Source organism: Actinosynnema sp. NPDC050436 (assembly GCF_040655415.1).
In the GTDB taxonomy this organism is placed as follows: domain Bacteria; phylum Actinomycetota; class Actinomycetes; order Mycobacteriales; family Pseudonocardiaceae; genus Actinosynnema.
In genome coordinates this window covers 1-11,024 of the sequence record NZ_JBFAJV010000027.1, presented here as the reverse complement: position 1 = coordinate 11,024, position 11,024 = coordinate 1, and the positions used below count along the sequence as shown (strand labels likewise).

The 11,024-nt window shown below is 75.0% G+C and carries 9 protein-coding genes; 3 read left to right on the top strand and 6 right to left on the bottom strand.

What is annotated here, in order from left to right:
• The first annotated feature begins 122 nt into the window (after window positions 1-122).
• Window positions 123-1,949, top strand: a complete 1,827-nt coding sequence (locus AB0I60_RS36185) for an ABC transporter ATP-binding protein (RefSeq protein ID WP_360738441.1) — start codon at window positions 123-125, stop codon at window positions 1,947-1,949.
• A gap of 60 nt (window positions 1,950-2,009) precedes the next feature.
• On the opposite strand, the gene AB0I60_RS36180 is transcribed toward AB0I60_RS36185, so the two are convergent.
• Window positions 2,010-2,501 (bottom strand): MarR family winged helix-turn-helix transcriptional regulator, encoded by a 492-nt coding sequence (locus tag AB0I60_RS36180; protein WP_360738439.1) that lies wholly within the window; start codon window positions 2,499-2,501, stop codon window positions 2,010-2,012.
• Window positions 2,502-2,597: 96 nt separating this feature from the next.
• On the opposite strand from AB0I60_RS36180, the gene AB0I60_RS36175 reads away from it, so the two are divergent.
• The gene (locus tag AB0I60_RS36175; RefSeq protein ID WP_360738436.1) at window positions 2,598-3,686 is read left to right on the top strand and encodes a cytochrome P450; all 1,089 of its coding nucleotides are present in this window, start codon (window positions 2,598-2,600) and stop codon (window positions 3,684-3,686) included.
• Between the two features lie 3 nt (window positions 3,687-3,689).
• Here the strand turns inward: AB0I60_RS36175 and AB0I60_RS36170 are convergent, their stop codons facing one another.
• Window positions 3,690-4,835 carry an ROK family transcriptional regulator gene (locus AB0I60_RS36170; RefSeq protein WP_360738433.1) on the bottom strand — a complete coding sequence of 382 codons (1,146 nt, stop codon included), beginning with the start codon at window positions 4,833-4,835 and terminating at the stop codon, window positions 3,690-3,692.
• A gap of 195 nt (window positions 4,836-5,030) precedes the next feature.
• Here AB0I60_RS36170 and AB0I60_RS36165 point away from each other — a divergent pair, with 195 nt between their 5' ends.
• Entirely contained in the window at window positions 5,031-6,203 is a 1,173-nt protein-coding gene (locus tag AB0I60_RS36165; protein ID WP_360738432.1) for an MFS transporter, read from the top strand.
• Between the two features lie 52 nt (window positions 6,204-6,255).
• Here the strand turns inward: AB0I60_RS36165 and asnB are convergent, their stop codons facing one another.
• The 4 genes from asnB to AB0I60_RS36145 all read right to left on the bottom strand — a co-directional run bounded on the left by asnB (window position 6,256) and on the right by AB0I60_RS36145 (window position 10,826).
• On the bottom strand, window positions 6,256-8,094 hold the full coding sequence (gene asnB, locus AB0I60_RS36160) for an asparagine synthase (glutamine-hydrolyzing) (protein ID WP_360738429.1): 1,839 nt from the start codon (window positions 8,092-8,094) through the stop codon (window positions 6,256-6,258).
• Between the two features lie 124 nt (window positions 8,095-8,218).
• Window positions 8,219-9,298 (bottom strand): MerR family transcriptional regulator, encoded by a 1,080-nt coding sequence (locus tag AB0I60_RS36155; protein WP_360738426.1) that lies wholly within the window; start codon window positions 9,296-9,298, stop codon window positions 8,219-8,221.
• 73 nt (window positions 9,299-9,371) lie between these two features.
• Window positions 9,372-9,590 carry a hypothetical protein gene (locus AB0I60_RS36150; RefSeq protein ID WP_360738424.1) on the bottom strand — a complete coding sequence of 73 codons (219 nt, stop codon included), beginning with the start codon at window positions 9,588-9,590 and terminating at the stop codon, window positions 9,372-9,374.
• Window positions 9,591-9,599: 9 nt separating this feature from the next.
• Window positions 9,600-10,826, bottom strand: a complete 1,227-nt coding sequence (locus tag AB0I60_RS36145; RefSeq protein ID WP_360738422.1) for an amidohydrolase — start codon at window positions 10,824-10,826, stop codon at window positions 9,600-9,602.
• Between the last annotated feature and the right edge of the window lie 198 nt (window positions 10,827-11,024).

Below are 11,024 nucleotides of genomic sequence, written 5' to 3'. Positions count from 1 at the left end.
CCGGGCGGCACCCGCCCGGCACCGTCCACACAGGACTGTCGGGATAATCGATCGCCGGGGCCGCCGCCGCTGGGGCAGCATAAGCGGGTACCCCACCACCGACACGTCCTGGAGGACGACCGATGACCGTGCCCGGGATCTCCGGTGCCGATCGCAACTCCCCCACCCGCAGGAAGGCGGTGCTGCTGGCGCTGCGCCGCTACAACCGGGAACTGGTGCGCCAGCGGTGGAACTCGATCCCCGCGCTGCTGCTGCCGGCCCTGGGCAACACCGCCCTGCACTACCTCGCCCCGCTGGTGGTCGCCTCGCTGGTGGGGGCGCTGGCCGGCGGCGCGTCGAGCGACCTGGCGACCGTCCTGCCCTACGTGCTGGGCTTCGCCGGCCTGCTGCTGCTCGCCGAGGTGCTGTGGCGGATCGGCGTGCACTGCCTCAACCGCACCGACGGCCGGGGCATCGAGCGGCTGTGCGTCGACGGCGTGGAGGAGCTGCTGGCCAAGGACGCGGCGTTCTTCCACGACAACTTCGCGGGCTCGCTGACCAAGCGGGTGCTGGGCTTCTCGTCGCGGTTCGAGGAGTTCGTGGACACGCTCGCGTTCTCGGTGGTCGCCAACGTCGTCCCGCTCGCGTTCGCCTCCGTCGTGCTGTGGCGCTACGACCCGCTGCTGGTGGTCGTCCTGGTCGGCCTGATCGCGCTGACCGGCCTGGTGATCGCGCCGCTGGTGCGCCGCAGGCAGAAGCTCGTGGACGACCGCGAGGCGGCCATCGCCCGGGTGTCCGGCCACGTCGCGGACACGCTGACCAACATGGAGACGGTCCGCGCGTTCGCCGCCGAGCGGCGCGAGGCCGCCGAGCACCGGGCCCGCGTCGCCGAGCAGCGCACGTTGACGCTGCGGTCGTGGGACTACGGCAACCTGCGCATCGACACCGTGGTCGCGCCGATGTCCGTGCTCACCAACGCGCTGGGGTTGCTGGTCGCGGTCGGCCTGAGCGGCGGCGGGCTGGGCGTGGAGGCGATCCTGGTGACCTTCGCGTACTTCTCCAACGCCACCCGGATCATGTTCGAGTTCAACCAGACCTACCGGCGGCTGGAGAGCTCGCTGACCGAGGCCGCCCAGTTCACCGAGCTGCTGCTGACCCCGCCGACCGTGGTGGACCCGCCCGCGCCGGAACCGCTGCGGCCGCAGGGCGCGGACGTCCGCTTCGAGCGGGTGACGTTCGCGCACACCGCCGGCCGCCCGCTGTTCGACGGGCTGGACCTGGAGATCCCCGGTGGTCACCGGGTCGGGCTGGTCGGCCGGTCCGGCGGCGGCAAGAGCACGCTGACCCGCCTGCTGCTGCGGCTGATGGACGTGGACGGCGGCCGGATCCTGGTCGGCGGCCAGGACATCGCCGGGCTGCGCCAGGAGGACCTGCGCAGCCTGATCGCGTACGTGCCGCAGGAACCCGCGATGTTCCACCGCACGCTGCGCGAGAACATCGCGTTCGCCCGCCCCGGCGCGACCGAGGCCGACGTCCGCCGCGCCGCCGACGCCGCGCACGTCACCGACTTCGTCGGCACCCTGCCCGACGGCTTCGACACGCTGGTCGGCGAGCGCGGCGTGAAGCTGTCCGGCGGCCAGCGCCAGCGGGTGGCACTGGCCCGCGCGATCCTGCGCGACGCCCCGATCCTGCTGCTGGACGAGGCGACCAGCGCGCTGGACTCGGAGAACGAGGTCCTGGTCCAGGACGCCCTGTGGCGGCTGATGGAGGGCCGCACCGCGCTGGTGGTCGCGCACCGGCTGAGCACCGTGGTGCGGATGGACCGGCTGATCGTGCTGGACGATGGCCGCATCCTGGAGCAGGGCACGCACGACGAGCTGCTGCGCGCACGCGGCCCGTACGCCCGCCTGTGGCACCACCAGTCGGGCGGTTTCCTCGCCGACGACGAGCTGACCGACGTCGTCACCTGACGAGCCGGCCCGGGACACCCGTTGTCCCGGGCCGGCGGTCGGGGGCGGGCGCGGTCGCGGTCAGGGGTCGGCGCGGTGCGCGCCGGGCCGGTCCGGCGGCGGGTCGGCGAGGGCGGCGGCCATGGTGTCGCGCAGCCGGTCCAGGAAGTCCTCCACCAGGTCGAGCTGCTCCGCCGAGTACCGCGCCACCAGGGTGCCCAGGTGGCCGGCGAGCGGGCCGAAGAACTCGCGGGCGGGCGCCTCGATCGCGGGGCTGCTGCGCAGGGTCACGACGCGGCGGTCGGTGTGCTCGCGGGTGCGCACGACGTGGCCCAGCTTCTCCAGGCGGTTGAGCAGGTTCGTGGTGGCGCCGCTGGTCAGGCCCAGGCGTCCGCCCAGGCCGGTCGGGGTCAGCGGCGTGCCCTGGTCCTCGGCGTAGAGGATCTCCACCAGCGCGGCGGCGTCGGTGTGGTGCAGCCCGAGCCACGCGGCGAAGCGGCCGGTGAGGTCGGTGTAGTTCGCGCCGAACGTCCGCAGCGCGTCCAGCAGCCGCGTGGTGCGCTCGCCGTCCATCGTCACTCCCCTTGATCGCCCGCGTTGACAACCTACCGACCCCGCAACTAGCTTCACCATGAAGCTACTTCACGATGAAGTTTCCTGGGGGTCCTCGTGCACCACTTCGCCGCCACCGATCGCGGCATCACCGACACCGACCCGGACCGCACCCCGTCCGCGAGCCGGCCCGTCGTCCGCGCCGAGGCGCCGGCCGGCGGCCCGGTCTGGATCGTCCGGGACGCCGACCTGGCGCGTGCCGTGCTGACCGACCCGCGACTGGTCAAGGACCCGGCCGCCGCGCCCGCCCGGTGGGACCCGCAGCGGGCCGGGCTGGAGCGGACCGCCGCCGAACAGCCCGCCCTGACCACCCTCGACGGCCCCGCGCACGCCGCGCTCCGCCGGGCGCACGCCCCGCTGCTGAGCGCGAAGCGGATGCGGGGTAACGCCGACCGCGTGCACGCCACCGCCCGCCGGCTGCTCGCCGACCTGCCGCGCGAGGTGGACCTGATGGCCGACTTCACCACCCGCTACCCGCTCACCGTGCTGCTGGACCTGCTCGGCATCCCCCCGGCCCACGTCGACCGGGCCGCCGCCGCGTGCCGGCTGCTCGTCGCGGGCGACCCGGCGGTCGCCATCGCCGAGTTGGAGGCGGTGGCCGAGCACGGCGTCGACGGCACCGGCCTGGCCGCCGAGCTGCGCGACCGGGTACCGCCCGGCACCAGCCGCGCGGACCTGCGCTACCACTTGTTCAGCCTGATCTTCGCCGGGCAGCTCACCACCGACGCGGCCCTGGGCTTCACCGTCGCCCACGCGCTGGCCGAGCGGCCGTCGGCCGAGGTAGAGGCCGACTTCGTCCGGGACGTGCTGCGCCGGCACCCGCCCGCGCCGTACTCGCTGTGGCGGTTCACCACCGCGCCGCTCGACCTGGCGGGCGAGCAACTGCCCGCCCACTCCCCCGTGCTGGTCGACATCGAGGCCGTCAACGCCGACCTTTCCCGCGCGGACGACCTCACCTTCGGCGCGGGCCACCACTTCTGCATCGGGGCGCAGCTCGCCCACCTGGAACTGCGGGCGGTCGTGGCGGTGCTGCGCGAGGACTACCCGCACGCCCGCCTGGCCGTGCCGCTCGCCGCGCTGCGGCACACCGGGCCCGGCGGGATCATGGGCAGCCGGCTCACCGCGCTCCCCGTCGTGCTCGCCTGACCGTCAGGCGGTCGCGAACAGGTCGTCCTGGGCCGACTCGCACGCGGCCAGCAGCGCGCCCCGCAACACCGCCTCGCCGCCCAACGCGCTGGCCCGCACCACGGTGGCGATCGGCGACGCGGCGGCCAGCCGGGCGGCCACCCGGTCCGCCAGCTCGTCACCGCCGGCCCGGCCGACCTCGCCGCCCAGCACCACGCAGCCCGGGTCCAGCACGGCCGCGATCGACGCCGCGCCCACGGCCACGCGGTCGGCGAGGGCGTCCAGGAAGGCGTCCGCGCCGCCGGCCACCGCGTCCCGCACCGCCGCCGCGCCCGGCAGCTCCGACGACGCGGGGGCCAGCCCGTGCGCGGCGGCCAGCTCCGCGATCGCGTCCGAGGACGCCAGCCCGTGGAAGCCACCGCCCCGGGGCCAGTCCCGGCCGGGCACCGGCAGGAACCCCAGCTCGCCCGCACCGCCGGACGCGCCCCGGTGCAGGCCGCCGCCCACCACGAGCGCCGCTCCCGTGCCGTGCCCGAGCCACAGCAGCGCGAACGTGTCGAGGTCGCGGGCGCGGCCGAGGCGGTGCTCGGCGACGGCGGCGGCGCTGGTCTCGTTCTCCACCAGGAGCCGGCCGGCCAGGCGGGCGCGCAGCTCGGCCAGCACCTCGCCGTGCCACGCGGGCAGGCAGGCGCTCCCGCGCAGGTCGCCCGTGCGCGGGTCGACCAGGCCGGGCACGCCGATGCCCACGGAGTGCAGCGTCGGCGCGCCGGCCCGGTCGGCGGTGGCGGTGAGCAGGGCGAGCGTGCGCGCGACCGCGTGCTCCGTGGTCGTGGTCGGGCCGATCGGCGTCGCCGCCTCCGCCAGCACCTCCCCGAGCAGGTCGGCCACGACCACCGCCACGCCGTGCGTGCGGACGTCCAGCGCGGCCACGTGCGCGCGGGTCCGGACGATGCCGTAGAGCTGGGCGTTGGGCCCGCGCCGCCGGACGTCGGCCTCGCCGACCACGGTTACCAGCCCCGCGTCGCCCAGCCTGCGGACCAGGTCGGCGATGGTCGGGCGGGACAGGCCGGTGAGCCGGGTGAGGTCGCCGGCCGTGAGCGGGCCGGACCGCAGGAGGCGCAGCGCCTCCCGGTCGTTGATCGCACGGGCGGCGCTCGGTGATGCGGGCATACCGGGATCTTGGCAGATCCAGACCTCCTACCCTTTCTTTCAGGAAACCTTCCTGATAATTTCTTGCACCGTCGCCCGACCGGCGCGGGGTTGCCGGCGGACCATGACGGGTAGTGCCGGGACGGGCCGCTCCCGCACGGGCGGGGCGCGGTCGCGGCCGGTGGCGGCACCGGTGTTCGGGGAGGGGACGGGGACGTGGGAGAAACGGTGGTGACCGGCGCGGCGCGGGAGGTGCGGCGCGCGAGGTACGCGATCGCGGCGGTGTTCTGCGTGCACGGCGCGGTGCTCGGGTCGTTCGCCACGCGGGTGCCGTGGATCCAGGAGCACGCCGCGCTCAGCGCGGGGCAGCTCGGGCTCGCGCTCGCGTTCCCGGCGATCGGGTCGGCGCTGGTCATGCCGTTCGCCGCCCGGCTGGGCCACCGGTTCGGCAGCAAGGCGACCCTGCGCGGCCTGCTCGCGCTGTGGACCCTGTCGCTGACCCTCCCCGCGCTCGCCCCCAACCTCCTGACCCTGTGCGCGGCGCTGTTCGTGTTCGGCGCGTGCGCGGGCACCTCGGACGTCACGATGAACGCCATCGGCGTCGAGGTCGAGCAGCGCCTCGGCCGCTCGATCATGTCCGGCCTGCACGGGATGTGGAGCGTCGGCGCGCTGCTCGGCTCCGCCGCCGGCACCGCCGCCGCCCACTTCGAGGTGCCCGCGCCGCTGCACCACCTGGTGGCCGCCGCCGTGCTGACCGCCGTCGGGCTGCTGGTCGCCCACCGGGTGCTGGACGTGCGGCCGGAGCACGACGAGGAGCCGCCGCCGAGGTTCACCCTGCCCCCGAGGTCCGCGCTGCTGATCGGCGCGGTCGGGTTCTGCGCGGTGTTCGCCGAGGGGGCCAGCCTGGACTGGTCGGCGGTGTACCTGCGGGACGTGCTCGGCACCTCGGCGGGCGTGGCCGCCGCGTCCACCACCGGGTTCGCGCTGACCATGGCGGTGGCCCGGATCGCGGGCGACGCCGTGGTCGACCGGGTCGGCGCGGTGCGCGCGGTGCGGGTCGGCGGGCTGGTCGCCGCGATCGGCGGCGTGCTGGTGGTGCTCGCGCCGCACCCGCTGCTCGCGATCGGCGGCTTCGGCCTGCTCGGCCTGGGCATCGCGGTCGTGGTGCCGCTGGCGTTCGCGGCGGCCGGCCGGAGCGGGGCCAACCCGAGCCGGGCCATCGCGGGCGTCGCCACCGTCACCTACACCTCCAGCCTGGTCGCGCCGTCGCTGATCGGCGGCATCGCCCAGGCCACCTCGCTGACCGTCTCGTTCATCGTGGTCACCGCGCTCGCCTGCGGCCTGATCGCGTTCGCCGGGGTGCTGCGCCCCGGCGACCGCAGCGCGTAGCCCGGCACGGCGGAGCCGGACCACCGCGTCCCGGTGGTCCGGCCGGCCCGGGTCAGGAGAGCCGGATCTCCGGCCGGTACAGGTCGAACCAGTGGTACAGGTCCAGCAGGCGGTCCAGGCCCACCCGGTCGGCCGGGTCGAGCGCGGCGGCGTCCACTTCGGACACCCGGTGCACCCACGCCCGGTCGACGATGTCGAACACCGGGTTGCCCGGTTCCGCCAGCACCTCCTTCGCCTGCTGTTGCAGGGCCAGCGCGTAGGCGGGGTCCTGGGTCGACGGGTACGGGCTCTTCACCCGGTCCCGGACCGACGCGGGCAGCACGTGCGCGGTGGCGTGCCTCAGGAGGCTCTTCTCCCGTCCGTCGAACGTCTTCAACGCCCACGGCGCGTTGTAGACGTACTCGACCAGCCGGTGGTCGCAGAACGGCACCCGCACCTCCAACCCGACCGCCATGGACGCGCGGTCCTTGCGGTCCAGCAGTAGCCGCACGAACCGGGTCAGGTGCAGGTGGCAGACCACCCGCATCCGGGCCTCGTGCGCGCTCTCCCCCTCCAGCGGGTCCACCTCGGCCACCGCCGCGCGGTACTGGTCGCCGACGTAGTCGCGCAGGTGCAGGTCGCGCACGACACCCTTGTCGTACATGGTGGTCCGGTTGTTCATCAGCACGTTGTGGAAGGCCAGCCACGGGAACGTGTCGGCGTGCGCCGACCGGTCGTGGAACCACCGGTAGCCGCCGAACACCTCGTCGGCCGACTCGCCGGACAGCGCCACCGTGGACTGCGCGCGGACGGCCTTGAACAGCAGGTACAGCGACACGTCCATGTCGCCCATGCCGGCCGGGATGTCCCGGGCGGTGATCATCGCCCGGCGCACCTCCGGGTCGGTCAGGTCGGACGGGTCGAGCAGCACCTCCTCGTGCGCCGACCCGACCAGCGCGGCGACGTCGCGCACGAACGGGGCGTCCGGCGTGGGGCGCATCGCGTCGGCCCGGAAGTTCTCCTCCTGGCCGAGGAAGTCGACCGAGAACGTGCGCACCCGCTCGCCCGTCGCGGCCAGGTGGGCGGCGGCCAGCCCGGTGACGGCGCTGGAGTCCAGGCCGCCGGACAGCAGCACGCACCGGGGCACGTCGGCGACCAGTTGGCGGTGCACGACGTCGGTCATCAGCTCGCGCACCCGGGCGACCGTGGCGTCCCGGTCGTCGGTGTGCGGCCGGGCGTCGAGCCGCCAGTAGGTGCGGGTGCGCACGCCCGAGCGGTCGACGGTGACGATCGCGCCGGGCGGCACCTCCTCCACGTCCTTCCACAGCGACCAGCCGGGCCGCTTGGTGTGCCCGACCAGCTCGCGCAGCCCGTCGCCGTCGACCACGCGCGCGGCCAGCGGGTTGGCCAGGATCGCCTTGGGCTCGGAGCCGAACAGGACGCCGTCGCGGGTCGGCTGGTAGTAGAACGGCTTGACGCCCATCCGGTCGCGGATCATCACCAGCTTGTCGTCGCGGCCGTCCCAGACGGCGAACGCGTACATGCCGTTGAGGCGGTCGGCGACGGCGTCGCCCCACTGGAGGTAGCCGCGCAGCACGACCTCGGTGTCGCTGTCGGTCTCCCACGCGTGGCCCAGGCGGGTGAGCTCGGCGCGCAGCTCGGGGAAGTTGTAGGTCTCGCCGCTGTAGACCATCGCCACGTCGCCGCCGGGCGTGCGGGCGGACATGGGCTGCCGGCCACCGGGCAGGTCGATGACCGCGAGCCGCCGGTGCCCCAGGGCGACGTGGTCGCGCACCCACGTGCCCGCGTCGTCGGGGCCCCGGCAGGCCATGGTCGCGGTCATGGCGTCGACGACGTCCCGCCGCCGTGCCAGGTCGACGTCGAAGGAGACCCACCCGGTGATGCCGCACATGTCCGACCTCCGGAGTTACTTAGCAAGAACAACTGTTGTTCCTGCCGATGTACCACCCGGTGATGCCAGGTGTCCGCCCGAAATGCACCCTCCGTTCCCATCTGGTTGCGGACAGTCGTCCGCGTCACTTCGGGTTCGCGCCGTCCGACCCGCTCGCCGGGACCACGTCCGCGACCACGCACACCACGTTGTCCGGACCGCCCCGCTCATTGGCGAGGTCCACCAGGCGGCGGGTCGCCTCCTCCGGGTCGGCCGCGCGGGCCAGCACCTCCCGCAGGTCGTCCCGCGCCACGACGGTGTGCAGGCCGTCGGTGCACACCAGGTAGCGGTCGCCGACGCGGGCGTCGTGCAGCGCCAGGTCCGGCTCCACCGCCCGCCCGTCCAACGCCCGGACCAGCAACGACCGCCGGGGGTCGCCCAGCGCCTCCTCCTCGGTCAGCCGCCCCTCGGCGACCAGCGACTGCACCGCCGTGTGGTCGAGCGTGATGCGGAACAGCTCGCCCTCCCGCAGCAGGTACACCCGCCCGTCACCGACGTGCGCCAGCCCGAACCGGGACCCGGACAGCACGAGCGCCGTCAACGTCGTGCCGGTGCACTGCTCGCCGCCCCGGCCCGGCACGTGGCGGTGCACCGCCGCCCCGGCCCGGTGCACCGCGTCGGCCAGGGCGTCGAGCAGGTCACCGGCCGGGATCTCCGCGTCCAGCACGGCCACCGCGTCGACGGCCGCCGCGCTCGCGCGCTCCCCGGACGGGCCGAACCCGTCCGCCACGGCCAGCAGGTGCCCGCCCGCGTACCCCCGGTCCTGGTTCGTCTCCCGGACGAGCCCGCGATCGCTGCGCACCGCGTACCTGAGTGCCACGTCCATGGTGTTCTCCTCCCCCGACAACTGGGTCACGAGGAAGGCGGCGAGGTCCCGCCGGGCCGCGATGTCGGCCTCGACGCCCGCCCAGTAGGCCCGCACGTCCGCCGCCGCCCCCGCCCGGTCCCGCTCGCAGACCGCCCGGATGCGCGCCAGCGGCATCCCCAGCCGGCGCAGCCACGCCACCAGGCGGGCCCGCTCCAGCTGGTCGGGCGCGTAGAACCGGTAGCCCGAACCGGGGTCGACCCTGGCCGGCACCAGCAGGCCCAGCTCGTCGTAGAGCCGCAGCGCCTTCGGCGACAGCCGGGACGCCCGCGCGAACTCCCCGATGGTGAGCAGTTCCACTCCGCCGCCCCTCCCCGCCGGGCCCGGTGCCCGGCGCCACCACCGTGCGGCCTGCCCCGGGGTGAAGGTCAACTCACCCGTTCTCGACGCGGTACTGCTCGACCAGCTCCGGGTAGGCGTCCTCGGCCAGCGCCTCGGCCGGCACGACCGAGACGCTCCACGGCACCGGGCACGGGCTCGCGTGCTCCGGCTCCGGGCACAGCTGCCGCGTGAACCGCTCGACCAGCTCGCGGACCTGCTCCTCGGTGGCGTACACGCCGACCCGGATCTCCCTGATCTCCCGTTCCCCCATGCCGCCACCCTAGCCGGCGGTCACCGGCAGCCACTCGCGCGCGGCCGACACCAGGGCGGCCACGCCGATGTCGAGCGTCGGGTCGGGGACCGGGGCGTAGAGCGGCGAGTGGTTCGCGGGCAGGCCGGCCGCCATCTCGCGCAGCGTCCCCAGCGACGTCGCGCCCGCGAACGCGGCCGGGTCCGCGCCGCCGAGCAGCCAGTACACCAGCGGCACGCCGGCGGCCGTGGCGAACACGCCCACGTCCTCGCTGCCGGTCACCGGGCCGGGGTCGACCACGCGCGCGTCGGTCACCACGCGGGCGAGCGCGGTGCGCGTGCGGGCCGCCGCGCCCGGGTCGTTGACCACGGCCGGGTAGCCGGTCACGGTGGTGATCTCCGGGTCGCGGGTGGCGCCGGAGGCCGCCGCCTCGGCCCGCACGATCCGCTCGATCGCGGCCAGCACGCGCTCCCGGACCGCCGGCGTGTAGCTGCGCACGCTCAGCAGCAGCTCCGCCGAGTCCGGGATGATGTTGGCGACCGTGCCGGCGTTGATCGCGCCGACCGTAACCACGGCCGTGTCCAGGCCGGAGACCTCGCGCGACACGACGGTCTGCAACCGCAGCACGGTGGCCGCCGCCATCACCACCGGGTCGACCGCCGACTCCGGACGCGACCCGTGCCCGCCCTCCCCGTACAGCGTGACCTTCAGCGTGTCCGCCGCCGCGAACGCCGGTCCGGGCCGCAACCCGATCACGCCCGCCGGGATGGGCGTGACGTGCTGGCCGAGCACGACGTCGGGCGTGCCGAAGCGGTCGAACAGGCCGTCGTCGACCATCCCCTGCGCCCCGCCGCCCACCTCCTCGGCCGGCTGGAACACCGCGAGCACGGTGCCGCGCCAGGTGTCGCGGGTGGCGGCGAGTTCGCGGGCGGCACCGACCAGGCACGTGACGTGCACGTCGTGCCCGCAGGCGTGCATGACCGGCACCGGGTGGCCGTCCCGGTCCACGACGGCCGTGCTGGCGTACGGGAGGCCGGTGCGCTCCTCGACCGGGAGTGCGTCCATGTCCGCGCGCAGCAGGGCGGTGGGGCCGTCGCCGTTGCGCAGCACCCCCACCACGCCGGTCACGCCGACGCCCTCGGTGGTGTCGTACCCGGCGGCGCGCAGCTCGCGGGCGGCGACACCGGCCGTGCGGGTCTCGGCGAACCCCAGCTCGGGGTTGCGGTGCAGGTCGCGGTACAGCTCTTCGAGGTTCACGACGATCACTATCAGCGCGTCGCGCCCGGCGGGCAACACACCGCACCGGCACCCGGCGGAGCGACACCCGTCCGCGTCACCCGGCGAGCCGGCACCACCCGAACCGCAGAGTCGTGTTCTCCCCGTGTGGCCTGCGCGCAGCGAACCGCGCTTTGCCAGGGTGTGCAAGCACGCCCTTCGCTTGCACACCCTGGCAAA

Excerpts from the sequence above, each read along its gene's own strand:
- AB0I60_RS36180 (WP_360738439.1), bottom strand. The coding sequence starts at position 2,501 with ATGGACGGCGAGCGCACCACGCGGCTGCTGGACGCGCTGCGGACGTTC.
- AB0I60_RS36150 (WP_360738424.1), bottom strand. The coding sequence starts at position 9,590 with ATGGGGGAACGGGAGATCAGGGAGATCCGGGTCGGCGTGTACGCCACC.
- AB0I60_RS36185 (WP_360738441.1), top strand. The coding sequence starts at position 123 with ATGACCGTGCCCGGGATCTCCGGTGCCGATCGCAACTCCCCCACCCGC.
- AB0I60_RS36170 (WP_360738433.1), bottom strand. The coding sequence starts at position 4,835 with ATGCCCGCATCACCGAGCGCCGCCCGTGCGATCAACGACCGGGAGGCG.
- asnB (WP_360738429.1), bottom strand. The coding sequence starts at position 8,094 with ATGTGCGGCATCACCGGGTGGGTCTCCTTCGACGTCGACCTGGCACGG.